This window comes from Anaerotaenia torta (genome assembly GCF_050433395.1).
GTDB classification, from domain to species: domain Bacteria; phylum Bacillota; class Clostridia; order Lachnospirales; family Lachnospiraceae; genus Mobilitalea; species Mobilitalea torta.
In genome coordinates this window covers 219,177-243,629 of the sequence record NZ_JBNPXH010000007.1, presented here as the reverse complement: position 1 = coordinate 243,629, position 24,453 = coordinate 219,177, and the positions used below count along the sequence as shown (strand labels likewise).

The 24,453-nt window shown below is 47.0% G+C and carries 23 protein-coding genes and 1 other annotated feature; of the genes, 1 reads left to right on the top strand and 22 read right to left on the bottom strand.

Annotated features, from left to right (window positions below):
* Positions 1-318: 318 nt before the first annotated feature.
* The 15 genes from HNQ56_RS13345 to yneA all read right to left on the bottom strand — a co-directional run bounded on the left by HNQ56_RS13345 (position 319) and on the right by yneA (position 19,171).
* Positions 319-1,218 (bottom strand): glycoside hydrolase family 43 protein, encoded by a 900-nt coding sequence (locus HNQ56_RS13345; RefSeq protein ID WP_429146937.1) that lies wholly within the window; start codon positions 1,216-1,218, stop codon positions 319-321.
* A 17-nt stretch (positions 1,219-1,235) separates the two neighbouring features.
* On the bottom strand, positions 1,236-2,270 hold the full coding sequence (locus HNQ56_RS13340; protein WP_429146934.1) for a hypothetical protein: 1,035 nt from the start codon (positions 2,268-2,270) through the stop codon (positions 1,236-1,238).
* A 98-nt stretch (positions 2,271-2,368) separates the two neighbouring features.
* Complete coding sequence (locus HNQ56_RS13335; protein WP_429146932.1) at positions 2,369-4,567, bottom strand: beta-galactosidase; 2,199 nt, start codon at positions 4,565-4,567, stop codon at positions 2,369-2,371.
* Positions 4,568-4,701: 134 nt separating this feature from the next.
* Positions 4,702-5,781: a glycoside hydrolase family 53 protein gene (locus tag HNQ56_RS13330; RefSeq protein ID WP_429146929.1), complete on the bottom strand. Its 1,080-nt coding sequence runs from the start codon at positions 5,779-5,781 to the stop codon at positions 4,702-4,704.
* A gap of 56 nt (positions 5,782-5,837) precedes the next feature.
* A complete protein-coding gene (locus HNQ56_RS13325; RefSeq protein ID WP_429146926.1) occupies positions 5,838-7,466 on the bottom strand; it encodes a DUF3502 domain-containing protein in 1,629 nt (542 codons plus the stop codon).
* A 35-nt stretch (positions 7,467-7,501) separates the two neighbouring features.
* Entirely contained in the window at positions 7,502-8,425 is a 924-nt protein-coding gene (locus HNQ56_RS13320) for a carbohydrate ABC transporter permease (protein WP_429146923.1), read from the bottom strand.
* 18 nt (positions 8,426-8,443) lie between these two features.
* Positions 8,444-9,370 carry an ABC transporter permease gene (locus HNQ56_RS13315; RefSeq protein WP_429146921.1) on the bottom strand — a complete coding sequence of 309 codons (927 nt, stop codon included), beginning with the start codon at positions 9,368-9,370 and terminating at the stop codon, positions 8,444-8,446.
* 228 nt (positions 9,371-9,598) lie between these two features.
* Positions 9,599-10,576, bottom strand: a complete 978-nt coding sequence (locus HNQ56_RS13310; RefSeq protein WP_429146918.1) for a LacI family DNA-binding transcriptional regulator — start codon at positions 10,574-10,576, stop codon at positions 9,599-9,601.
* A 147-nt stretch (positions 10,577-10,723) separates the two neighbouring features.
* The gene (locus HNQ56_RS13305) at positions 10,724-12,475 is read right to left on the bottom strand and encodes a carbohydrate-binding domain-containing protein (RefSeq protein ID WP_429146916.1); all 1,752 of its coding nucleotides are present in this window, start codon (positions 12,473-12,475) and stop codon (positions 10,724-10,726) included.
* Positions 12,476-12,605: 130 nt separating this feature from the next.
* Positions 12,606-13,271, bottom strand: coding sequence for a DUF4956 domain-containing protein (locus HNQ56_RS13300; protein WP_429146914.1), 666 nt, complete (start codon positions 13,269-13,271; stop codon positions 12,606-12,608).
* Entirely contained in the window at positions 13,264-13,998 is a 735-nt protein-coding gene (locus HNQ56_RS13295) for a polyphosphate polymerase domain-containing protein (protein ID WP_429146912.1), read from the bottom strand. Before HNQ56_RS13295 ends, HNQ56_RS13300 begins: the two co-directional genes overlap by 8 nt.
* A 247-nt stretch (positions 13,999-14,245) precedes the next feature.
* Complete coding sequence (locus HNQ56_RS13290) at positions 14,246-15,475, bottom strand: sensor histidine kinase (RefSeq protein WP_429146909.1); 1,230 nt, start codon at positions 15,473-15,475, stop codon at positions 14,246-14,248.
* On the bottom strand, positions 15,472-16,164 hold the full coding sequence (locus HNQ56_RS13285) for a response regulator transcription factor (RefSeq protein WP_429146907.1): 693 nt from the start codon (positions 16,162-16,164) through the stop codon (positions 15,472-15,474). Before HNQ56_RS13285 ends, HNQ56_RS13290 begins: the two co-directional genes overlap by 4 nt.
* 65 nt (positions 16,165-16,229) lie before the next feature.
* Positions 16,230-18,290, bottom strand: coding sequence for a class I tRNA ligase family protein (locus HNQ56_RS13280; RefSeq protein ID WP_429146904.1), 2,061 nt, complete (start codon positions 18,288-18,290; stop codon positions 16,230-16,232).
* A gap of 61 nt (positions 18,291-18,351) precedes the next feature.
* Positions 18,352-18,678: a binding site (T-box leader), on the bottom strand.
* A gap of 85 nt (positions 18,679-18,763) precedes the next feature.
* Positions 18,764-19,171 (bottom strand): cell division suppressor protein YneA, encoded by a 408-nt coding sequence (yneA, locus tag HNQ56_RS13275; RefSeq protein WP_429146902.1) that lies wholly within the window; start codon positions 19,169-19,171, stop codon positions 18,764-18,766.
* A 367-nt stretch (positions 19,172-19,538) separates the two neighbouring features.
* Between yneA and lexA the strand changes: the two genes are divergently transcribed.
* A complete protein-coding gene (gene lexA / locus HNQ56_RS13270; protein ID WP_429146899.1) occupies positions 19,539-20,156 on the top strand; it encodes a transcriptional repressor LexA in 618 nt (205 codons plus the stop codon).
* Positions 20,157-20,340: 184 nt separating this feature from the next.
* On the opposite strand, the gene rsfS is transcribed toward lexA, so the two are convergent.
* The 7 genes from rsfS to HNQ56_RS13235 form a co-directional block, all read right to left on the bottom strand.
* On the bottom strand, positions 20,341-20,697 hold the full coding sequence (gene rsfS / locus HNQ56_RS13265; RefSeq protein ID WP_429146896.1) for a ribosome silencing factor: 357 nt from the start codon (positions 20,695-20,697) through the stop codon (positions 20,341-20,343).
* A 53-nt stretch (positions 20,698-20,750) separates the two neighbouring features.
* Positions 20,751-21,335, bottom strand: coding sequence for a bis(5'-nucleosyl)-tetraphosphatase (symmetrical) YqeK (yqeK, locus tag HNQ56_RS13260; protein ID WP_429146894.1), 585 nt, complete (start codon positions 21,333-21,335; stop codon positions 20,751-20,753).
* 17 nt (positions 21,336-21,352) lie between these two features.
* A complete protein-coding gene (gene nadD, locus HNQ56_RS13255; RefSeq protein ID WP_429146891.1) occupies positions 21,353-21,964 on the bottom strand; it encodes a nicotinate-nucleotide adenylyltransferase in 612 nt (203 codons plus the stop codon).
* A gap of 10 nt (positions 21,965-21,974) precedes the next feature.
* The gene (gene yhbY / locus HNQ56_RS13250) at positions 21,975-22,283 is read right to left on the bottom strand and encodes a ribosome assembly RNA-binding protein YhbY (protein ID WP_429146888.1); all 309 of its coding nucleotides are present in this window, start codon (positions 22,281-22,283) and stop codon (positions 21,975-21,977) included.
* 33 nt (positions 22,284-22,316) lie between these two features.
* On the bottom strand, positions 22,317-23,600 hold the full coding sequence (gene obgE, locus HNQ56_RS13245; RefSeq protein ID WP_429146885.1) for a GTPase ObgE: 1,284 nt from the start codon (positions 23,598-23,600) through the stop codon (positions 22,317-22,319).
* Positions 23,601-23,773: 173 nt separating this feature from the next.
* A complete protein-coding gene (rpmA, locus tag HNQ56_RS13240; protein ID WP_429146882.1) occupies positions 23,774-24,061 on the bottom strand; it encodes a 50S ribosomal protein L27 in 288 nt (95 codons plus the stop codon).
* Positions 24,062-24,120: 59 nt separating this feature from the next.
* Positions 24,121-24,453: a ribosomal-processing cysteine protease Prp gene (locus HNQ56_RS13235; protein ID WP_429146879.1), complete on the bottom strand. Its 333-nt coding sequence runs from the start codon at positions 24,451-24,453 to the stop codon at positions 24,121-24,123.

Below are 24,453 nucleotides of genomic sequence, written 5' to 3'. Positions count from 1 at the left end.
GTAGTGGTTCTTCGAAATGAAAATGTGCAATTTTTAAAGTTGCGCTTATTAATTCAACAATATTTAGTGCAATTTATCTTATTCATCCCTCTACTTAATGATACTATTATACTGTTTTTTAGTCAATTCGCATAAAATCCAAATATATTTTGTTCACATAGTACAATTCCCCCAAAATATGGTCTGTTTTTTGGACAACAGAGAGCAACCTTGTCAATCTCCTGTTTCTCAAAAATATAGGTTTCTCAAAAGATATCAAAGAAGATATCAAAGAAGGCTTCCTATGATAAACATTACAAATCATAGGAAGCCTCTTTATTAATACCATTCCTTCAGCCTGTTATATTCCTCGTCGGTTATTTTTATAACACCGCCATGCCGTTTCTTTAATTTACCCAGATCATAAGCTTCACCGCTTGTTATGGTGAAATCACCGGCAGCAAGGTTTTCTTTGATCAGAGGCAGATACCCCTTCCCCAGACCGAACTGATCCACAATCAGACACCAGCTTCCATCGGGCAGCGGATATGCCTCCGGTCCCTCTACGGCAAAGAGGTTATCCAGCACCTCCGATGCGATCTCTTCTGCTTCTGCATTCTGTAGGGCCCTCACCCGGTCGATTCGAATCTTTTTTGTCGTCTCATCCTTTACAAAGCGGTAGTACCAGCCGTTATCCTGGACAATATTCATATCAATCATATGGTTCTTTGCTTCCGCATAAAGAAAGGCGTCTGAAAAACTGATAAAATCCTTCGTATAAGAGCCGTATATCCGCTGCTTCGGCTCTGCATCCCCTTCTAATTTCACCATGGAAGCCCAGAAGACGAAAAACTCATCTCTTTCCGCATCATAAATACTTTCCGGTGCCCATGCGCAGCCGGCATTTTGCGGCGCAACCGTGCAAGCTCTGGCTTCGCTCCAATGTACCAGATCCTTTGATTCCCATATAATTAAATCCCTGCTCCCCCGGTACTGGGCGGTATCCCATCCCTTTCCGGTGCCTATCCTCAGGTCGGTTGCTATGAGATAGAAGATATCTTTCTTCTCATCTTTTATAATAAAAGGGTCTCGTACTCCCTCCTCGCCTATCTTAGATAACAATACAGGCTGCTCCTTGTTTAAGTCTTCCCAATGCAGTCCATCCTTGCTGATGGAAAAATAGATTTGCTCTCCGCTTTCCTGTTCGCCTGTAAAAAATACAAATAAATAGCCGGCCATTCCAGTTCCTCTTTCCATCATTGATAATATTCCTTGATTGCCGTTTTTACTGCTTCATAAGCCTTTTTAGGTTTGCCGTTTACATCGGTGATTCCCCAATAGCATTCGGAAGGGCAATCCTCTTCTCCGCAGTGATAGCAATGTTTAGCATCCTTAAAGCAAAACAGAAAGCTTCCCAGTACGTGAGGATGCTCCGCAAAAATCTGAAGACCACGTCTTAAATATTCCGCCTGCACCTCCTGGGTATGTCCCCCCTCCGCTTCATGAAACCAGCTCTTCTCATAGCATACATCCGGGATACCTTCCGGTAACAGGGATGCGTCCGGTCTCACCTGCTTCACCGCTCCGCCGGAGGAATACCCCCATTCATTGGCAACCACCGGCAGGTGATATCTCTCGTATAATGCATCAATCACCTCATTCCAGCTTTCCACCGTTTTGCCCTGCCAGGAACCAAAGTACTGATCATCTCCGATATAACCGAATTTATGACCCGGTGCGTATACCATATCCGCTATCTTTAATCCCTCCTCATGGTACCTGGACAGATTAATCCCGCATTTGGCGGCCGGATTAGCCCTTACAATGCCTTCCGCGGAAGCGCGGGCCGTTCCCGTTGTAATCTCCATACTGTAATTACCTGAGAAGGTGGGAATATCAATTTCATTCATACACTGCCACAGATCGCCTGCGATCTCTCCGAGATCCCGGCAAATGAATTCACATGCCGCGGCCACATTCTCATAATACCCTTTGCTCCCTTTTTCTCCGACAAAATCAGGCCAGTCATCCTGATAATAGGTCTTCTGAAGCTTTGAATCATAACGGTATCCGCCCATACCGGGAGTGGAGGGCATAATCTGAATTCCGGCCTTATGAGCTATTTCCATATCTTCTCGACAACGGTAATATTCTTCACTTAAGGTACCGAACATCTTATCCTTCCAAGGGAAGCAGATGCCCATCCTGACCCAGGAGAATCCGATATCCAGAAGCTCCTGGTAGGCGTCCTTAACATCATAAGCATAAACGATTCCTAAAATTTTGTCCATATCCCATTCCCTCCATGAAAATTTAATTTGTCACGATGGTTAGTCATGATAATTAGTCACGATAATTAGTCATGATAATTGATCATGATAATTTGCAATCAGAGTGCGATCTTATATTCCGGTAATGCCTTTACTTCATGAAGTGCACAGCCTTCCTTTACAGCCAGATCATAGTAAACCTGATTATTGTAAGGATTGGGAATGGGCTTATCACTGGGATAGATACGCAGCACCAGCTCCCCTGGATAACCGAAGCGCTTTAAAGCCATATGCCATTTCTCGCCGGTTGTAAACCAGTCATCTGCCAGCTTATCTTCGATATACACCTCTGCACGGTCTCCTGCATAATCAATGTCCAGATAGACTTGATTCAGCTTATCTGCCGGGATATGGCCTATCTGTATCAGGTATTCAATATAGTCTACCGTGCCATCTTCCGCTTTCGCTTCCTTAATCAGGCTCCATTCCACCGGTACTTTTACAGCTTCCGCGTTAACCTGTACGCTCTCCGCCTCGCCCCTCTCCCCATATACGAGAAGCGTTTCCCGCTCAGATTTGGTGAGCAGATAAGCTTTGCCCTCCTGTTCAATCAGGCAGCTATCCGGTTCTTCCATGATGTATAAGCGATCCCCTGTTAAAAATGCCTGGTCTGCCTGCCGTCTGGTAAGCACTGACGCATTGGCCGGATTTCCCGTCCATTGGAAGTACGGCGTTTCCAGATCAGAGTAGAAGAAAACACGGCTTCCTAATCTGCACATCAGGGATGCATTGGTCTTCTCCGGAATCATGGATATCATATTTGCCGCTATTTCATTGCCGCCCTCCTTCAACCCGGGAAGCCGGAAGGGAATTACTGCGCATTCTCCGCCTTTTACCGTGATGTGGGACAGGACAAGTTCCTTATCTTCAAAAATCAGACGGACACTGCAGTCCTTATGATCTTCCATCTTCCGCTTTCTCTGATGGTTATTAATAAAAAGAAATCCTACCCCGGCCTCATGATTCACTCTTGCGGTTGTCCTGAGAGTCTGACAATCCTCGGCAGACTCAGGCTGTATTTCTGCAAAATAAGTCTCCGCTCCTGCCATCAGCTCCCCAAAATCAGAAAGCAAAAGATGCAGCTTCTTCAGCCTGCCAAAGCTGGCGTTTATTTCTCCCGATTCCTTGATACAGGTCTGAAAATCGTAGCTTTTTACCGGAAGGTCGTTGTTATAACCGGTAGCCCTGGTTTCCTGCAAAGTCGTATATTTCCCATCCGGATTGATCCCGCCATGGTACATATAATACCCAAGCAGATTGGCGCCGCTTCCCAGCATACACAGGGACTGGGCCTCTATATCCTCCGGCCAGGGGTAGGTTCTTCTGTGGCTGGTCACCTGAAGACCGCCTCCTAATTCCGCAGTCAGATAAGGGCTTATATGAATATCAAAGGTGAAATTATGGCTCGTTTCCCTTTTTAAATCAGATCCAATGTTGTCATCCTGTTTATAAGAAGAAAAGATAAAGTTTTCATTGGCAGGCATATCCTGAACATGCTCCGCCCAGGGGGCATCCACATAACCGCCAAGAACCGGAAGGGTTTCCCCATCCACCACATAGGCACCCCCCCATCCGGTAGCCGTATAATAGGGTACGGCAAACCCGGCTTCCAGGGCCAGCTTTTTCAGCATCCGCAGGTGATCCATCCCTTCGTTTACATCCGAAGGTCCGCCGCAATGACCGTATTCATTTTCCAGCTGAATGCCGATAACAGGGCCTCCGTCCTTGCACATCATCCCTTCTGCCTGCTCGCCAAGCTTGTTATAGAATTTCTTTACTCTCTCCAGGTAGACAGGATGATTTGTGCGTACCGGAGCGCCATCTGAAACCAGCCAATCCGGGAAGCCTCCGTTTCGGCATTCCCCATGAGCCCAGGGTCCGATACGGAGCCATACGGGCATTCCTACCTTTTTACAGGTCTGCAGAAAGCCTTTTAAGTTCCGGCAGCCGGTAAAATCCCATTCCCCTTCCTTCTCCTCATGATGAATCCAGAATACATAGGTAGCGGCAATGCCCACGCCTCCGGCCCGGATCTTTTGCAGCTCTTCCTCCCAGTCCTCCGGCTCATACCGGGAAAAATGAAATTCTCCCATCACCGGATAGAAACGTTTGCCATTCTTCAGAAAGCTGATGTTATCGACCTCATACAGATTCCCGCTGGCATCCTTTCCCCTCATGGGATGCGGGACGGGAGTCCTCTTATGTCCTGTAATTATAATCGTATTGTCCATTCTCTGTCTGTCCTCTCTTTTTCTCAAATTTCCTCAAACTCAGTAATATAAATCCCGTTATCACTACTATAACACAAAAGCCCCCTTCTAAGAAAACAAGTTTCTCTTATTTCCCTTGTATACTTAGAAGGAAGCATGAATGATCTGGATCAATGGTAATTCTATTTTGATACAGTGAACCGGAAGCTCTCAATGGAAGGCAATGCCACACCCTTTTCATCAAAAATGCCCATATTGGCCGCATATCCGGAATCAGCAGCAATAATGGCCGGTTCCCAGTAGTATACCCCCCGGCCCAATCCCTTCGGAATATTCGCTGCGATATCAAACACCCTATCCAGCATGTCTTTTTGTCCTTCCGGCGTAGCAGGATAACCGTTTTTCTCCAGCTCTTCCTTCGGCACAAAGCCCTCTTCCAGGAAGCGCCAGGGATGTGCCGTCTCCACTATATAAATTGGCTTTTCATAGCGCAGCGCAAGCTTATTCACCGTTTCCTCCAGATTTTCAATTTTACCATGAAAATGCGGGTAATACGACAAACCTATGACGTCAAAATCCTCCATCTGATTCGCATTCATTTGATCAAACCATTCTGATAATAAGGAATAATTAGCGCCTTCGTCAAGGTGGATCATGATCTTAACACGGTCCTTGCAGGCATCTTTGACAGCAAGCATTCCGGCATTTACCAGCTTTGCCAGATTGCTGTAATTCGTGGGCTTTCCGTGAACGCTGCTCACCTTGCCGTGGGATTCGTCTCCCAGCCGGATCATATCGGCAATCATGCCGTCTTCCCAAAGCATACCGTTGCGTATTTCATTTCCGATTTGCACCATGTCCGGCATTGCATTCTCCGCTGTGAACCTCAGCAGGGTCTCTTTCGTAAAATCATACACCGCCTGAACCAGCTGGTCAAAAGTGAGGTTTTCCCATGCCTTCGGTTTATTTTGCTGCTGCGGGTCCGCCCAAAAATCCGAATAATGAAAATCAAGCAGGATGTTCATGCCGTTTTCCTTTGCGATTTTGGCGGCGGCAAGGGTCTTTTCAACAGAACAATGCCCTCCGGACTGTAAAACATGTTGGGGCTCATTCCATATACGGAAACGGACACCGTTTACCCCGTATTTTTTAAGCAATGTATAGATTGGAGCCGGTGTTTTGTCACAATCTTTAAATACTGCGCCTTGCTTCAGCTGTTCCTCCAGAAATGAAATATCCACGCCTTTAATAAATTCACTCATAAGCTGCCTTCTCCTGACTATATCCCCCGCCTTTTCAGACGGGGGATACTTATTTTTTATTTATTCGCTACATAATCCTTAATCTGACGCTCCGCTTCCGCGATAACGTCCTGAATTCCTGCCTTCTCCAGCTGTGTACGCAGATTTTCAATTGCTGTATCCACATCTCCTGCCATACCGCTGATCAAAGGAGTGAAATACTGGTCTTTCAATGTGGTGATCATCGCGATCTGTGTGGTAATGTTGGTCGTATCCAGTGTAAACTGGTTGATGGGGTGTGCGGGCACCTGATGCTGCTCCCAAACCTTACGGACTTCCCGCTCCTTCAACTCGTATACGGTAGGATTTTCAATATACTGCTCCAAAGCAAAATTGGGGTTTTTCAGTGCCCAGGAGGGACAGTTTCCGCCGATGGGATAATTGCCGTTCTGCTCTGTCATGGAATAATGGGTATCATCAACCAGGTTATAATGCACGCCTTCGACACCATAGCGGATCAGGCGGTTTGCTTCCTTATTGCAATACAATTCGTTCAGGGCCATCATCGCTCTCTCCTTTTTGGAGCTGAATGCGTTAATTGCCATATCATTGTTATTATAGGACTCAACCCATTTATATCCGTTCAGTTCCGGATCAACGAAGGTCACCTTCCAGTCCGGATGTTCTGCGTCGGCCTGACGGAGGAAATTGATGACTGAGCCAATGTTCCAGCTAAAGGTAGCTGCTTCGCCCCGCAGGAAGTTCTCCTGGAAGGTGCTTCCCGAAGCAAGGCTGTCCTGTGACCACCATCCGGCTTCGAAGTACTTCTTCATATCCTCGCAATAGCTCTTAAACCAATCCTGATCCAGCAGATATTCCACTTCCGTGTTAGTAGGATCAAGATAGTTGTAATACAGTATTTCATAGGGCATACCGGACAGGAGTGTCAAGTCATTATGTCCGAAATAGCTGTAAAGGAAACCACCGGTAGCTGCGCCTAAGGGTGATACGCCTGTTTCGCTCTGATGGGTTGCCACCCAGTCAAAGAATTTAAGCAATTCGTCAAAGGTGGTGATGTCTTCTATCCCGGCCTTTTCCATAAGGTCGCCGCGCACTGCATTTACATCGGAACGCAGAACCGCTTCGGAGGAAGGAACACAGTAGGAGGTGCCGTCAACCTTGGTCTGATTCCATGCCTCTTCCGGTACCACCTCCCAGAGCTCGGGAGCATATTTCTGCACGAACTCCGGAGTCAGAGGCTCAAAGCCGCCCATTCCTACTGTCTCCTCATAATGGGCCCATAAGGGAGCCGTGAAGATGAGGTCAAAATCCTCCTGGCTTGTAAAGAGCAGAGGATACTTTGTGCCGTGCTCCGACCAGGAAAGGTATTTCCACTCGATGGTTGCGTTAATGGTCTCCTTTAATATTTCATTCACTTTGTCATAAACCATTTGCCCGTCCGTCGGCAGATCCCCCAAAACATATGCCGTCAGCGTGAGCGGCTCGGAAATATCATGCCCCTTGTAGGTAAGGGTTGATTCCGCAGTGCCAGGTTTATCGTCTTCCTTTGGGTTATCCTTGGCAGCTTCTTTTGTCGGTGTGCCGCCTTCTTTGCTGTCCTTACCGGACTCCTTGCCTGAGCAGGCGGTAAAGCCGGTCATAGCGAGAGCCATAACCAATAATAATGCCAGCATTTTTTTAAACATTTGATCTCCTCCTTGTTTCTTTGATATTTATTTGGTTAACCTTTAACCGCGCCTATTGTGATACCTTGAACATAGTATTTCTGGACGATGGGGTAAAGCAATATGATGGGGCCTGTGACCACTACTGTCAGTGCCATCTTCAGAGTCTGGGTCGGCAGACTGAGGGCGCTCACAGCATCCGAGCTCTTGCTGAGCCCCGAGGCAATCAGCCGCTTATAAGCTTCAATATTATTGATTTTTTCATAAAGCATATACTGCAGCGGTTTCATCTTATCATTGGTAATAAAGAGCATTGCGCTGTACCAATCATTCCAGTAGGCCAATGCTATAAACAGCCCTACGGTAGCCAGCGCAGGCTTTATTACAGGCAGCACGACGGAAAGATAAGTCCGGAACACGCTGCAGCCGTCAATTTTGGATGCATCGATGAGATCATTGGGTATTCCCAGGATATAGCTCTTAAGAACAAGCAGGTTATATACACTGAAGGCAAGGGGTAAAAACAGCGCAAGGTAATTGTTCTTCATGTGCAGATACTGTGTCATCAATATAAAATACGATACCAGTCCGCCGTTAAATAAGGTTGTTATATAAAAGAACAGGGAAAAACCGTTCCGCCATTTGAAATCCCGCCTGGAAAGCACATACGCCGTCATGGACTGGAACAGCAGCCCTATGGCTGTTCCCAACAGCGTAAGGAGTATGGTGATGAGGTACGCCCTTCCTATGACCATGGGCTCGGCGAATACCTGCTTATATGCCTCCAGGGTAAATTTCTGCGGCAAAAGGGAAAAACCGTTCAGCTGTACCGCCATTTCATCCGAAAAGGAAGCGGAAATAATCATAATAAAGGGCAGCAGGCATAAAATTGCGATGGAACCATTAAAGATATAAGATATCGTGTGCAGGATCATTGTGTCGGTTCCCCGCTTTATGGTATTGGATTTCTTGATACTCATGCTCTTCTCCTTTCCCGCTTAAAATAAGCTGTAATCTTTTTCGTACATCTTAACCAGCTTATTAACAATCAAGATTGTAATGAAACAGCTGACCGACTGGTAGAGCCCGGAAGCAGCCGACATACCAAAATCAGAATTTGTCATCAATGCGCGGAAGGTGAAGGTATCAATTACATCCGTTGCGTTATATAAAACGCCGTTTGATCCGATGAGGTTGTAGAACATATCAAAGTTGCCTCTGAAAATACCGCCGACGGCAAGAAGCAAAAGAATGATTACAGTCGGCATAATCTGGGGAATTGTTATCTTAAAGATCCGCTGAAAGACATTTGCTCCATCAATTTGCGCCGCCTCATAAATCTGCACATCGATGCCCATAATTGCCGCAAGATAGAGGATGGAGCCGTAGCCTACGCCCTTCCAGGCTCCGAAGAGGGTCAAAATCGCCGGCCAGATCCCTGCCTTGGAGTAGAAGGATATCTTCTCACCGCCGAGCTTGGTTATGATGGAATTAATGACCCCGACATCATAGCTTAAAATGTTAAATGCGATTACGGATACGACGACCCAGGATATGAAGTACGGCAGGAACATCATGGACTGGGTTATCTTCCTGAAATGCTTGCCCTTCACCTCCGTGAGAAGAATTGCGACGGATATCTGCAGGAAGGTATTGAATGCGATAAACAGCAGGTTGTACAAAACGGTATTCCGTGTCACAAGAGCTGCTTTGCCGGATTTGAAAAAGAATTCGAAATTCTTAAGTCCATTCCATGGGCTTCCAAAAATCCCTCCTGCATAGGTGTACTTTTTGAAGGCCAGAATAATTCCGGACATGGGCAGATACGCGAAAATTATTATGTATACAATCGCAGGCAGCAGCATAAATAAAAATGCCTTATTTTTGTTCAGATCTGATAAAAAATTATTTGTTTTCCCTTTCAATTGCTAATTCCTCCCTTGATCCAAAGACTGCGCAACCGCTTGCACACATTAAGTATATCGCCTGGACACTCTGCTGTCAATGTACAATAACTATATAGTTCCTGCCTCGTGTTCGTAAAATTTGCACAATAAAAAGAGCATCCATGAGATGGAAATTCTCCTGCGAATGCTCTTTTTTTATTGTTTGATTTACCGGTTGTTCAAATCAACTCTGCGAAACAAAGTTGCTCAAATTTTAAGATTATAATCCAATAATGTTTCTGCGGGAACATCGTTTCCCTCGATCTTATGGATCAGTATCTTACAGCCAAGACTGCCCAATCGTTCCGGTGCCAGTTCAACCAGCGGTATTTCAGGATGAAACGTTGTCAGATGATGGCTTCCGTGAAAGGAGGCCACATTAATTCCGTCATGCCCTGATTTTCCGGGGCTGTAACTCGCGTCAAAGCTATCGTAAGCCTTGATTATGCTCAGCAACGTCACACAAACCGCGTCATCGCCACATATTATATTTCGTATTCCCCTTTGGTACAGTTTGTTAAACGCCTCCAGAATCTCTTCCTCGGTATCGGCATTTCCCATAATCATTGTTTGCTTGTCCTTGATGATATGTGCGTCTGTAAACCCGTCGGCACGTGTTATATTGGCCGGATAGTCCGTCTGGGTAAGGATTAAGCCAAAATCACCGCTCCAACGGCCCATCAATCGTAAGGTCAGATCCCGGAAAGCCGCCCGCGCATCATAGCTTATCTGAATAACTCCGGGAACCTTTGTCGAGCCCGTCAGCACAATGGGAATCCCGGTGGAAGCCAGCTTTTCCATGTTGGCTTCTCCGATCTTATTGCGCGATAAAATGATACCATCCGCTTTTCGGCTGCTGGCGATCTGGCTGACCGCCTCAAAGTCATCGCCGACCACAAAAACATTGTATAAGGTTGCCGAAGCTGTTTTACATACTCCAAACAGGCACTCCAAAAAGTACGAGGATCTCGTTGAATCCCTGTTGAGAGGCATTGCATAGGCGATATTATGGGTCTTCGTAGTCGCAAGATTCTTTGCGGCAGCATTGGGAGTAAAACCGATCTCCTTAATGTAATTAAGAACTCTTTGGCGTGTTGCTTCCGAAAGACGTCCGGTCCCGTTTATCGCACGTGAAACGGTTGTTTTAGAAACGCCAAGCTGTTGGGCTATATCATCAATAATCATAATTCACCTGTCTACTCTGTAGTGATATTGGTTCGCTTTCGATGAACCTATTCTAGCATGTATGAAATGCAATTGCAATGTTCATTCTCCGTCTGTTGTTATTTTATTCTAATTGGGGATGTTGCAGCCATTCACACATGCATAAGGCTAACGGCGCCCTCCCCTCTGCCCCATTCCCCAGCCCCTCCCCTGCCCGTTGCTGGTGACAATGGAAGACAGGGTAATTTCTGCTGTCTGGGTACCACAGGTCAGGGTGTAGGTCTCTCCCTGCACCATTTCCGGGGAACTGAGCACTACCGACTGGTATTGCTTCTCTGGTATAAACTTAAGGATACTCTTACCGGAAGAATCCGTCAGAATAATCTGGGTGCCGGCCGCATTGGCAGAGGACAGATCATAGAGCAGAGAACACTGGGACGAGGATTCCGTGAAGCCCTGGGACATACCTGCGCTTCCGGCCGCAATCAAGATTCCTCCTGTGATCTCTCCTACACCGCCGTAATCAAGACTCCCGTTCATACTCTGGGTGGGGCCGTTCACATAGATGGTGCCTCCTGAGATATATAAATTACCGTTGGAGTCTATTCCATCCCCTTCCGCGTTAATGGTCAGCGTACCTCCTGAGATGGAGATATAGCAATTGTCATCTGATTCAAAGGGATTCTCTCCTCCAAATCCTCCCCGGCCCATATTCTCGGGAGGAGTCCAGTCAGAGGGTACAGAATCGCCGCTTTGTCCCATGCCACTGGGCCATTGATTCATATCCCCCTCCCCAGTAGCAGGAATTTCACCGGAGGGCTCGGTGCCGTTCCAGGGGATTTTTGAACCATCGGGAGGGTTTCCACTGGGATTGTTAAAAGCATTGCCAGAATCAGTTCCAGGAACATTTCCCGAAGTGCTGTCAGAGGCGTCACCAGATTTCGTTCCGGGAAGATTACCAGAGATTTTGTCTGAAGTACTTTCTGCAGTGCTAGCCGGAAATTGCTCTCGAGTATCGGCAGACAGGGAGGTTGTGGTATCACCCTCTGTGGTATCTGCACTCGCGCTGGCCGCATTCAAACCGTCATCTGCCGCGTTGATTACAATTGCTCCATCTTCTATGATAATTACAGTTCCTTCAATTCCTTCCTGACTCTTGGTAATATCTATGGTTCCGCCGCAGATATACACATATCCCCTGGTGGGGTCATCACTGTTCTTGGACTGGAGTCCGTTCCCTGTATCGGCGCTTAAGGTGAAGCTTCCGTCCTTGATTTTAATACAGTCCTTTCCATTGATGGTATCCTTTACCGCCGTAATATTATAGCTGCCTCCGGTAAATACCAGATCATCCTTAGAGACAATCCCCTGCTTATAATTCGCCTGAATTGTCAGGGAACCGGAGCCGTTCAGGGTCAGATCCGCCTTGCTGAAGATTACGCCGTCCACATTATTGTCATCGGTCTGCACATATTCCGTGCCGTCGCTTAAGCTGTTGTCCGTTCCCTCCTGCAGGGTAATGAAGACCTTATCTGCATTTTTAATATAAATCGGTGCATTGGAAGCACTATGGATGGCAGCTCCGTTCAGAATCAGCTGAATTTTATCCAAATCTCCCGCATCTACAATAATCTGCCCATTATCTAAGCTGCCTGTAATTACATAACTGCCATCCCGGCTGATGGTCACGGTCTGATCCTTCACGGAAGCTCCCGTACCCGTTACTGTTATGCTGCTTCCATTTAGTTCAATCTGTGCGGCGCTGCTTTCCTCATAACCCACCTCCAGATCCCTTGCCGTAAATTCTTTATTTACCTCTACTGCGGTGACAGAATCGGCAGCAGTAACCGGTGCTTCCGTTGTTCCCTTCTGATCCTGCGTTCCACCGGTTTGTGTATTCTGCTGAGTATTCTGATTCATGGACGAACATCCGGTTAATATCAGGGCTATCATTAGAATTCCACTTATTATACTTATTCTTTTATGCTTCATATAATATCCTCGCTTTCCATATTGCATCAACTTTTGTTTTACCATTGATTTCTCACGTCTATAATTCATCGCTTCCGAATGCAATTCTTCCGCAGCTGATTTCCAGATTACCATTTCTGCAGCGCAGTTCGTCAATAAATTGCTTCTCTTCCTCCGGCTTCCTGAGCTTAATCCGGTATTCCAGCTTATAAAGGCTTCCCATGTTGGAGGTCTTTGCCTTGATCAGCTCACACTTTGTTGTATACTGCTGAAACACATCATTGAAGATTCCGGTATAATCCAAGCCTTCGGGAATCGTTATTTTAAGTTCCTTCTCCTTTGACTTCACTTCACCGAAGCCTGTCAGATTATATATGATGCTGGCTCCGCCGATAATCAGCACAAAGAGACAGGCCGCGGTTATATATCCTGTTCCGGTTGCCAGCCCTACTGCCATTGCCAGAAAGATGCTGTTAATTTCCCTTGCATTACCAGGAACCGAGCGGAATCGCACAAGGCTAAAGGCTCCCATGACTGCCACCCCGGTACCGAGATTGCCGTTTACCAGCATAATAACCATTTGAACGATGGAGGGAAGCAACGCGATGGTAATCACAAAACCCTTGCTGCTGCTGTTAAAATAACCGTGCACTCCGGCAATTGCCGCGCCAAGAACCAGGGAGGCCAGGGTACAGATAAGAAAATTTTCCATGGTGAGACTGTCTGTAAGTATTGAATTAAGCATATAATATTTCTCCTTTTTCTATCTTATGATTTAGCATTTCAAGCGACCGCCGGTATCCATTTCCATACTTTGAAAAGGAAACCGGATAAAGCTCCAATTGGTCCAGGATGCGGGAGAGCCACAGCGGCATGGCATACGGGAGTTTGATCTCCATCAGCCGTTCCCCCTGCTGCAGCAGCGGATTTCCCCATATCCCGTATTCCAGCCAGAGCTCCTGCTCCCGCCACAGGATATCCCGGTCAAAGGTGATTCTAAGCCGGGAATCCTCCATGCCGTACATGGCAGTTCGCTGATAAGAGATGTACATGGAGGGTTCTATCTCCTTATAAAACCGCATAAACCAATCAATTTCCTTCATGATTTGAGAGGGTTGTTCCATGGGCTTTTGATAATACAGATACTGCTCCGCCTGGCTCAATTCCAGCTTCACCCGCCTCTTATATACGATGCCCTTGTATTTCTTCTTCAGCTCTACGAAGACCTTGTCACCCTCTCCGGGAATACCGTAGCTGCGAAGCCGGAGCTTTTCTTTATAAGCCGGTTTCTCCAGGGAGTTCCTGATTAATAAATGAGTTGGCGTATCAAAGTAAATATTGCATATGGCGGTCTCCCCATATTCATCCACTGCCATCCTATCCTTAAGGCACTGCCGGAGCAGCCGGTATTTTATCTCGCTGACCAGATATTTTTCTTCATAACGTTGGAAGGTTCCTTGATATTGCCCCATCCTGTCCTCCTTTCACGCATGTTCTGCGCCTGTTCCTGTGTCGTTGGTTTCTATATGCATATTGTAAAGGGGCAACCTTAAAGGAACTTTAAAGCGAACCATAAAATAACTTTAAATTTATAAGGGGATGAAAGTATGAGCGGGAAAACAAGATATCTCCAGGAAATCACATAAAAGGTGTACTTCAGCCGGATATCCGGCTGAAGTACACCTTTTTAAATTTATTTTCTAGCATTAATCCTTTGTATTATAAAATCACTGTAAACACTACTGACCTGCCGTCATTGCTGTGGATACTGATCCTTCCGTGGTGAGCTTCGACAATGGATTTCACCATGGATAAGCCAATCCCATAACCTCCTGTTTCCCTGGACCGGGATTCATCTGCCCGGTAAAAACGGTCAAAGAACCGGTCTAAATCCTTGGTTTCTACATGCTCCGCCGTATTATATACCTCCAGCTTACTCCCCCTCTTATATGGAGAAAGACTGATTCGGATCACTCCCCGGTCATTGGAATATTTCATGGCATTGTCTAGCAGAGCGGACACCAGCTGCTCTATACAGCCTTCATCTCCGTGAAGAAGGATATGGGGAACAACATCAATATCCAGTTTTTTATGCTGGCTCTCAGCCACAGCAAGAAAGGATGCGGCAATGCTTTGAACACATTGGCTCATGTCAAAATCCTGATAGGTAATCTCAATATTCTCCTCCTCCATTCTGGAGAGGAGCAGCAGGTTTTTCACCAGCTTGTCCAGGCGGGCGGTCTGATTGCGGATGCTGATGATCCATTCGTTCTCACCGGAAGTCAGTTCCAGGACATCGGCATTAGCTGAAATAATTGCAATAGGGGTCTTGATCTCATGTCCGGCATCCGTGATAAAACGCTTCTGCTTCTCCATATTCTGGACGATGGGATGAATTGCCCTTTTGGAAAACACGGACACCAGAATAAACACCAGCAGCAAGGTTCCCAATGCCACCCCGCAGGAGGTGAGAAAGAAATACATCACCATCTGCATCTGGTTTCTGACGTCAAGGAAAATAATCATGGAACCATCCGGAGTATCAATGATCCGGTATTTATAATTTCCCTTATACCCGGAGGTCTTCTTCAAATCCAATACCTCCTCGGCATAGTCCAGGGCATCTCCTGATCCTACCGCGGAGATATGGCTGGTATTGATCTCCTCCACTTCTTTTCCTTCATCCAGCTTGACATAAAAATATCTGGTCTGAAATTTGGCCTCCTCATTCATCTCAAAGCCCGGCCGTTTGTCCCTGGGAGGCTCCATACCCCGGTCAAATTCAGGGAATTTTCCCTTGTTCTCAGATAACATCTGAAGGATTCTGTCGGCATCCAGATCCGTCCGGTAGAAATTGATGATATTAATTGCTCCTACCAGCAGTACCATGACCAGACACAAGGAAGCCATGGTAATCATAATGAACTTTCGCTGTAATTGATTAATCATTCATTTTCCTCCAAAGCATCCTCTGCCTGCAAGGTATAGCCAATTCCCCGGACTGCCTTCAGCTTCCTATTGGCGCCCAGGGACTCCAGCTTCTTTCTGAGGTAGGATACATATACCCATACCACATTAATCTCTGCTTCTGTGTCATAGCCCCAGATCTTTTCCATGAACTGCTCCGTAGAAATCAGGCGCTTGGGGTTGTTCATCAGCATTTCCAGCATCTGAAATTCCTTGCTGCTCAGACGAAGGCTGGTATCGCCGTTGGATAATTCATAGTTCTCCCTGTTGAGACTGAGATTCCCCATCCGAATTAAATTCGGGGTAAATTCAGCCTTGCGCCTTGTCATGGCCCGGACCCGCGCCAGCAGCTCTCCCATGGCAAAGGGCTTGCTGAGATAATCATCGGCTCCGGTATCCAGCCCCTTAATCCGGTCCTCAATCTGGGATTTTGCGGTCAGCATTAATATCGGTGTATGAATCCCCTTTGCCCGAAGCTCCTCCAGCACCTCTAATCCGTTCTTCTTCGGCATCATGATATCCAATATAATACCGTCGTAATTCTGGGATAAGCCGTAATCCAGGGCATCCGCTCCGTCATAAACCGCATCAACGGAATAATTATTATGCTTCAGAATCGCCACTAATGCATTGGACATCTCCCGTTCATCCTCCGCTAACAGAATTCTCACACTTCCACCTCCTGACCAGTTTCTTTCATCATATCACAAAAACTTTAAATATACTTTAAAGAAAATCAAAGAAACTGTCTTTCATGCTTTTGGAAAAAGTCCACCCGGGCTTCCAGATATTTAAGCTCATGGGAAGCAGGATCGGGAATTAACTCCTCCAGAGTGTGAAAGATATATTCCCAGCTCCACAGCTCCTCCCCGATGCCCAGATATTCCTGTATCATCTCACATCCGGCAGGCGCCATGGGATGCAGCAAAGCGGTAATCGTGCGAACCGCATGGAAGGTATCGATCAGCACCTGTTTTCTGAGCTCATCCTCCCCTTCCGTTTCGGCGATCCGAATTTTGTTCACCCAATATTTATTCATGCTGCGGATATATTGATCCAGAAGATCCGTAACCCGGTGAAACTCATGGTTGTACATATGCCTCTCATAGGCCAGAACAGCTTCCTTTGCTTCCTCCTGTCTCTCCCGGCTCACTTCGCCCCGGGGGATTTTGGAGAAATAATATTTCTGGGAGGTATAGAAGCAGGACCGCACCAAACGGTTAAATACATTAGTCAGCAGGTTGCCCTCCTTTAATACCGTATCCTGTCCGGCCTCCTCTGTCTCCATATACATCCTGGGCCGGAAGCTGGCGCTGTCCGAAGCCAGGCTAAGGCTGAGGAAATGCATCCGAAGCTGCTCCGGAGTATAATGATCCAGTAATTCTAAAGCCATAGGAGGCTTGACTGCCGAACTGCTGCCGGCCCTTTTATCCATGAACAGAACATGGTTGTTGGCGATCAGATGAGGAAGGGTAATATCCCCTTCCCGGGGCAGGATGCCCGGCTCCCCGGACTGCAGCGCCATGAACATAGCCATTTCCGCTATTCCATAGAAATAGATATTATCCTCTCCGATAAATTGATATACCTCTGCTTCCTCGGAGCACCACCATTTCTTCCATTCCTCCTCATCCCTGTCTCTGCTTTCCAGATAAGCTTTGGTAAATGAGACAGGGGCCCAGAGGGATTCCGGCCATACCCAGAAGGTAAGCTGATCCAGCCCTTCCTTTTCCGGAACCGGGACACCCCACTCAATATTCCCGGTGAGGCGGAAGGGAACCAGGGTCTTGCCGGTTCTATAGTTGATTCCCATTTCACTGAGCTGCTTTCGGGCAAGCTCCCGGTCCTCCAGCCGGTCAAATACCAGGGTGGCGGAGCTCTTATTCCCTTCCTCCAGACACTCATGCTTCGGAAAATCAGTTACCCCCTCCTTTTCCATTGTTCCCTCCTTTTTAGAGGGATCCATTTTAGAGGCATCTATTTTAGTGGTATTCATCAGACCACAGGCTCTGCCCCATTGATTTTTCTTCACATAGATTACCGGCTTCTTCAGAAATTCTTCCATGGCGCTCAGCTGATATCCTCTTTCGTTGGAATGCGCCCTGAGATATGCCAGCCTTTCCGACAGCAGCCCCTGGAAGTCCTCCAGACGGAAATACCAGTTGGACACCTGTCTGACCTCCGGGATTTCGCCGGATAGGGTGCTCCGGGGATTTATTAATTCAACCGGCATGTATTGGTGCCCCAGGGAGCATTCATCCGCATAGCCCTTTTCCGAAGCACAGCCCTGGATCGGGCATTGGCCTACCACCTGCCGCCCATTGAGCAGCATCTTATAAACCGGGTCAAAAAATTGAGGAGTTGACAGCCGGACCAGATAGCCTTTTTCATATAAAGCCTCGAACACCTCACAGGATACCTGCGCATGAAGCTCCCCGCTCCTGCCCAGCGCTGATGTCCCGTAGAGATTCAAGCTGATCTGATAGCGTTCCAGAGCCTCCTTCTGTTTCTTATGATTCTCCAGCACATATTCCTCAATTGTCAGTTCCGTATTCGTCTCTTCCTTCCGCTTGCGGTAGCTCTCTAAGATCGGCGATCCATAGCAGTCCGTTCCCGATACGAAGATCACATTCTCCTTCCCAATTCTGTCTCTTAGAAATCTGGCGAACACATCTGCGTGAATGAACACTCCGCCAATATGGCCAAAGTGAAGCTCCTTGTTGCCATAGGGCATTCCTGCCGTTATCACCGCTCTTTTGGGAAAGGATGGCCTTTCTCCCTTTTTTATTTTCCTCATAATCTTCCCTCCTGGTTATTTGCTTAATTTTTTTGTACAAAAAAAGTCCCTACAGTATTCCTGTAGGGACGATAGATTCATCGTGGTGCCACCCTGTTTCATTAATATGTCGCCATATTAACCTCATCGGGTACCTTAGATACCCTGGTCCTGTAACGTGAACCCACGTCATAGCATCATCCGATCCTATGGTAAAATCAATCCTGCCATAATAGAACCAATTCTGTAAAACGCAGAACGCATATCAAATGCAGAACAGATACCACAAAGATCCGAATCCGTATGAAGCTCCAAGGCTTGTTTCATTACCCTTCCTGTCATTCCGTCTCAGCACCCGGAATTCTCTGTAGACCGCCCCGGTAATTACTCTCCTCTTCTCAGCCATTCCTGCTATTAAATTAACTGACAATTCTATAGTATCCCTTATTATATTCATATCATCCGCTTCTGTCAAGGAGGAATTTTCAGATCTGTTAATCCCGTTGATCCCGCGGGGCGGCAGCCATTGCCGCCCCCGGTTCCAAAGCCTGGCTGACGGCTTCTGTATAATAGGGAACAACAATATAGTTCCCCGGATGAATTACATCTGAAACCATTCGGTTGCTCTCCTTGATCTCCCGGATGTATTCGTTCATGTCGGAATATTCATCGGTATAATACCGGGAAGCAATGCTCCATAGCGTATCGCCCTTCTGTATCTCAACGCAGGTTACCAGCTTCCTTCGGTCGCTGTTTCTCTGGGCCGTTACCGTCTTCGTAATAAATAATATGGAGAAGGCCAGCACGATCAGCAATATCGCTGCACCTGCCATCCATATTCTCTTCTTGTTCATCTGATAATAGGCGCTGCTTTCCGTAAAATAATTTCCCCTTCTCGCCATTGCTCTATCCTCCCAATCATTATATATTCCAATGACCCTTCCGCTCATAGCTTCCCTTTGCCAGGGAAGGGATACAATTCATCTGTTCTTCCCCAAAAACAGAACATATGATACGAACACTTGTTTCATATTCTTATTATAATTATCAAACATATGTTTGTCAATAGGTTTCGAACATATATTTTGTTTTACAAACATTTTTTCGTTTTTCAGAACATAAGTTTTGCGTTTTTATAATTGGTATGCTATAATGGGAATAACGTAAGGAAATTCAAGCCAGCTTGCAATTTCCGGATATAGCAGAGCAGATTTTGGTTCATGCGTTAATAATAGAAACAGTTAATCGGGAAATGGAGGCTGATATTTTATGGGTTATGGCAGAATAAGCAATAAGCAAAAAGAAATACTGGAATATTTAAAATCTCAGATTATTAATAAGGGATACCCGCCGGCGGTGCGTGAGATCTGTGAGGCCGTCAGGCTGAAGTCCACTTCTTCCGTCCACTCTCACCTGGAGACTCTGGAGAAGAACGGTTACATACGCCGTGATCCTTCCAAGCCGCGTGCGATTGAGATCATAGACGACGAGTTTAACCTGACAAGGCGTGATCTGGTGAATGTGCCCATTATAGGCACCATCACTGCGGGCCAGCCGATCCTGGCGGTTGAGAATATTGAGGGTTACTTCCCGATTCCCGCCGAGGTTATGCCCAATGAAGAGACCTTCATGCTGAAGGTCAAGGGTGAAAGCATGATTAATGCGGGAATCTTTAACGGGGATAAGGTATTGGTGCAGAAGCAGTCCCATGCCAAGAACGGGGATTATGTAGTGGCATTGATTGAGGATGAGGTTACGGTTAAGACTTTTTACAAGGAGAATGGCTATTACCGCCTGCAGCCGGAGAATGATACCATGGAACCCATCATTGTGCCGGATCTGAACATCCAAGGCAAGGTAATCGGCCTCTTCCGCATGTTTGGCTGAAATAAACGAGACGCTTTTTAACGGCTGTGTCCCAGGGAAAGATTTTTAATTCAATAGAATTCAAAAAAACCACGGTATGAAAACATCATCAATTGATTTCATACCGTGGTTTTCGTATCCAGTTTACTTCTTCACTTAATTCACCGCATCTTTTTGACTTTGATCTTATGACTTTGAACTTTTATTAAACCTCAAGCTGTTCCCTGGTGACAGTTTTTCCGTCTCTCCAGATACGCTCCAGATTGTAGAACAGACGGTCTTCCTTGGAAAATACGTGCACAATGACATCACCGTAATCCATCAGAATCCAGCTGGCGCTTCTTACCCCTTCGATTCTCTTGGGTTCAAAGCCCTCCTTGCCCAAAGTCTCCTTTACTGAATCCACAAGGGCATCCACCTGGGAGGAGTTCGAGCCGTTTGCAATGATAAAATAATCTGCAATGATGGAGATATCCTTGATCTCAATCACGGTGATATCTTCACCCTTTTTCTCTTCCAGTGCATGGTAAGCCAGCTTAACCATTTTCTTTGAATTGTCCATAACATTTTCCTTTCTTTATTTCATCCGTCCATAGGTTTTTTCGATATAAATTATTAAAAATCTCTGTTCAGCCTTGATTTATAATATGCATAGGTATCCGCCGTAGTCTGGTCAATTAACTGATTTGCTTTCGTTTCCTCCAAATAGTTTAAGGTGCTTTCCAGTATCATAAGAACCGCCTGGTCCAAATCCGAATAGGCCAGTCTTCTGACCTCATCCATTCCAGGCAGGGGCTTTCGGAAGGGCTCAATGTAATCGGCGGTGAATATTATCTTCTCCAGAAGGCCCATAGCCGGTCTGCCTGTGGTATGATAGGTAATGGCATCCAGAATCTCCTGGTCTTCCACCTCGTAATTTTCCCTGGCCAATACCGCTCCCACCTTGCCATGGAGCAGATAAGGGCTTAAGGCTTCGGCCCGGGATACCGGCAAATGATAGAGTTCGCAATAATACAGCAGCTTCCCGTCGGACAAATTCTTAGCACAGTCATGCAAAATCCCGGCAATTCCGGCCTTCTCCATATCATAGCCGTAGATTACCGCCAGATCACAGGCCACTTCCTCAACACCCAGACTGTGAAGATAACGTGTCTGCTTTAAGGTATTTTTCATGCAGTCCCTCAGATCATCCAATTTCATTCCCGTTCATCCTCCGGTCAGCGCTGTGTCTGGTATAACTGATTTTCTTCAATGTAAGCGATCACCCGGTCCGGCAGATAATAGCGCAGGGACTGCCCCCTGGCCGCCCGTCCGCGTATGCTCTCGGAGGAGAGCTGCATCATGGGCATCTCCACCAGAAGAATCTCTCCGTGAAACTTCTCCTTCAGATACTGTGCCTGATCCGCCAGGGCTTTCAGGTCAAGCCCGTCCCGGCAGGCCGCTGCCACCTTGCACCGGTCAAAGATCTTCTGGGGCTCCTTCCACTGATCCATCATGAACAGGGAATCCGCCCCGACAATAAAATAATACTCTTCCTCCGGATGCTCCTTCGTCAACAGCTCCAGGGTATCCGCCGTATAGGTCAGTCCGTCCCGCTTCAACTCCAGGGTGGAAAGGACAAAATGAGGATTGTCCTCAATGGCGAGGGCAATCATATCCACTCTCTGCTGATCCGTAATTCCCTCCAGCTTTGCCTTGTGGGGAGGATTTTTAGAAGGCATGAATACAACCTGCTCCAGGCCGACCTGCTCATAGGCGTTTTCCGCAAGAAACAAATGTCCGTTATGAATTGGGTTAAAGGTTCCTCCCATAATTCCAATCATCTTCATATGAGTCTTCCTAATTCTTCGCTTTCTTCTCAACGGGAAGAAGGATTTTCTTCTTGTCCTTGGATTCCCTGTACAGGACAATCTTCTTCCCAATCACCTGAACAACATGGGAATGGGTGCGTTCCGACAGAATCTGCGCCATTTCCTTCGGATCGTCGGCACAGTTCTTCAGAACGCTGATCTTGATCAGCTCCCTTGCTTCCAGCGCTTCTCCTATCCCCTGGGTAAGCTCAGGAGTCAGGGAGGCTTTCCCGATCTGGTAGATCGGTTCCAGGGACATGGCCAGTCCCTTTAAATAAGCTCTCTGCTTTGTGGTCATCTTTTACTCCTCTCCATCCAAACATCATTGGGATTATTTATAATAGTCAAAGCTCAGACCGTACATTCGTACCGTATCACCCTCTGCAATGCCAAGGGCCTCCAGCTCCTCCAGAATCCCGTTGTCCTTTAAGAACCTCTGGAAGAATTCAAAGCCCTTCTCGGAATCCAGATTCGTATAGCCCAGCATCCGTTCAATGCGGGGGCCTTCCACCACATACAGATTCTCCTCTTCCTTCCAGACCTCGAAAGGCAGGTTCGAGCCGGCCAGATCCTCCAGAAAGAATTCCTTCTCAAATACAACCGGTGTATTATCAAGCTGTGCCAGCATTCCTTTCACATGGTACAGCAATTCCTTCATTCCCTTGCCGCTCACCGCGGAGATGGGAAACACCTCAATTCCCTGGGGTTCGTACTTATCCCGGATTCTTTGGAGTACCTCCTGGGCTTCTTCCTCGTATAATGCATCGATTTTATTGGCGGCAATCACCTGGGGACGTTTGGCCAGATCTTCATTATAAGCAGCCAGCTCCCCGTTGATGGTGTCAATATCCTCAATAGGGTCCCTTCCCTCGGTTGATGCGGCATCCACCAAATGAATGATCACCTTGGTTCTCTCGATATGTCTTAAGAACTCATGTCCCAGCCCCAGCCCCTGGGATGCGCCTTCGATCAGGCCCGGAATATCCGCAATCACAAAACCGCCGCCCTCCAGATCCACAACCCCCAGATTGGGACTCAGGGTGGTGAAATGATAATTGCCGATCTTCGGCCTTGCATTGGTGACATGGGACAGCAGCGTGGACTTGCCCACATTGGGGAATCCCACCAGACCCACATCCGCAATTACCTTAAGCTCCAGAATAACATCCATCTCCTGGGCCTTCTGACCAGGCTGCGCGTATTTGGGAACCTGCATGGTGGCGGTGGCATAATGCTGGTTTCCCTTGCCTCCCCTGCCGCCCCGCAGAATCACTTCCCTGCGGTTGCCGTGGGACATATCGGCAACTACCTTGCCGGTTTCCTTCTCCCGGATCACTGTGCCCTCCGGCACCTTGATCACCAGATCCTTGCCATCCTTACCATGGCAGCGCTTCTTTCCGCCGGGTTCCCCGTCCTGTGCGCTGTATTTCCGAACGAATCGGAAATCCGTCAGGGTATTGAGCCCTTCATCTACTTCAAATATCAGGTCACCGCCTCTGCCTCCGTCCCCCCCGTCGGGACCGCCGGCAGGAACAAAGATTTCCTTGCGGAAGCTGACGTGACCGTCTCCGCCCTTTCCGGACCGGATATGAATCTCCGCTCTGTCTGCAAACATTTTATCACCCGATCAAGATATTCTTCCTGCTTCCGGGATTTCTTTCAAATCCGTCCGGTGAAGCAAGGCTCCTATCTTGTCCTCTCTATATTAAAACCATAGCCTTCTTGTTTCTGTATTAAAGAACCCCAAATCCTTATGTGAGAATTTGGGGTTAATCAACGAATGTCTTATTACTTTGTCTCTACCGGATGCACGCTGGCCTGTTTCCTGTCCCTGCCCTTACGTTCAAACCGAACAACGCCGTCAACTAAAGCAAATAATGTATCATCGCCGCCGCGTCCAACATTTAAACCGGGATGGATCTTCGTTCCGCGCTGTCTGTAAAGAATATTGCCTGCCAGAACAAACTGACCGTCCGCTCTTTTAGCACCCAATCTCTTGGATTCGGAATCTCTACCGTTCTTGGTAGAACCAACACCCTTTTTATGAGCAAAAAATTGAAGGTTCATTCTTAACATGTTCTACACCTCCTATAATTCTTAATTACATATCAACATACAAGTTATATTAGTCAAAGTTACTGTGATTCCACCTGGGTAATGCTGATATACTTTGAAGTATATTCCGCTTCTATCCCGTACAGCCCCAGGGCCAGGGAATTCAGGAGCAGGCTTGCATAATTGCTGGGTTCGGAAATCACATGAAATTCTAAATAACCTTTTTTCTCGTCCTCATCCACGGTAAACCGGTCTGAGGTGAACTGCTCAATAGAATTAACGGTATTCGCCGCCAGCACGGATGCTGCCGCGCACACGACATCTCTGCCGGATCTGGCATACTTCGCATGGCCGGAAAGCTTAAAACCAGTAATCATATTGTCTGAATTTTTATAAATAGATACGTCAATCAT

Bases quoted from the DNA above. Each gene is read 5' to 3' on its own strand.
- HNQ56_RS13345 (WP_429146937.1), bottom strand. From the start codon at position 1,218: ATGGCCGGCTATTTATTTGTATTTTTTACAGGCGAACAGGAAAGCGGA.
- HNQ56_RS13340 (WP_429146934.1), bottom strand. From the start codon at position 2,270: ATGGACAAAATTTTAGGAATCGTTTATGCTTATGATGTTAAGGACGCC.
- HNQ56_RS13330 (WP_429146929.1), bottom strand. From the start codon at position 5,781: ATGAGTGAATTTATTAAAGGCGTGGATATTTCATTTCTGGAGGAACAG.
- HNQ56_RS13325 (WP_429146926.1), bottom strand. From the start codon at position 7,466: ATGTTTAAAAAAATGCTGGCATTATTATTGGTTATGGCTCTCGCTATG.
- HNQ56_RS13320 (WP_429146923.1), bottom strand. From the start codon at position 8,425: ATGAGTATCAAGAAATCCAATACCATAAAGCGGGGAACCGACACAATG.
- HNQ56_RS13310 (WP_429146918.1), bottom strand. From the start codon at position 10,576: ATGATTATTGATGATATAGCCCAACAGCTTGGCGTTTCTAAAACAACC.
- HNQ56_RS13305 (WP_429146916.1), bottom strand. From the start codon at position 12,475: ATGAATCAGAATACTCAGCAGAATACACAAACCGGTGGAACGCAGGAT.
- HNQ56_RS13300 (WP_429146914.1), bottom strand. From the start codon at position 13,271: ATGCTTAATTCAATACTTACAGACAGTCTCACCATGGAAAATTTTCTT.
- HNQ56_RS13295 (WP_429146912.1), bottom strand. From the start codon at position 13,998: ATGGGGCAATATCAAGGAACCTTCCAACGTTATGAAGAAAAATATCTG.
- HNQ56_RS13290 (WP_429146909.1), bottom strand. From the start codon at position 15,475: ATGATTAATCAATTACAGCGAAAGTTCATTATGATTACCATGGCTTCC.
- HNQ56_RS13280 (WP_429146904.1), bottom strand. From the start codon at position 18,290: ATGAGGAAAATAAAAAAGGGAGAAAGGCCATCCTTTCCCAAAAGAGCG.
- yneA (WP_429146902.1), bottom strand. From the start codon at position 19,171: ATGGCGAGAAGGGGAAATTATTTTACGGAAAGCAGCGCCTATTATCAG.
- lexA (WP_429146899.1), top strand. From the start codon at position 19,539: ATGGGTTATGGCAGAATAAGCAATAAGCAAAAAGAAATACTGGAATAT.
- rsfS (WP_429146896.1), bottom strand. From the start codon at position 20,697: ATGGACAATTCAAAGAAAATGGTTAAGCTGGCTTACCATGCACTGGAA.
- yqeK (WP_429146894.1), bottom strand. From the start codon at position 21,335: ATGAAATTGGATGATCTGAGGGACTGCATGAAAAATACCTTAAAGCAG.
- nadD (WP_429146891.1), bottom strand. From the start codon at position 21,964: ATGAAGATGATTGGAATTATGGGAGGAACCTTTAACCCAATTCATAAC.
- yhbY (WP_429146888.1), bottom strand. From the start codon at position 22,283: ATGACCACAAAGCAGAGAGCTTATTTAAAGGGACTGGCCATGTCCCTG.
- obgE (WP_429146885.1), bottom strand. From the start codon at position 23,600: ATGTTTGCAGACAGAGCGGAGATTCATATCCGGTCCGGAAAGGGCGGA.
- rpmA (WP_429146882.1), bottom strand. From the start codon at position 24,061: ATGTTAAGAATGAACCTTCAATTTTTTGCTCATAAAAAGGGTGTTGGT.
- HNQ56_RS13235 (WP_429146879.1), bottom strand. From the start codon at position 24,453: ATGATTGACGTATCTATTTATAAAAATTCAGACAATATGATTACTGGT.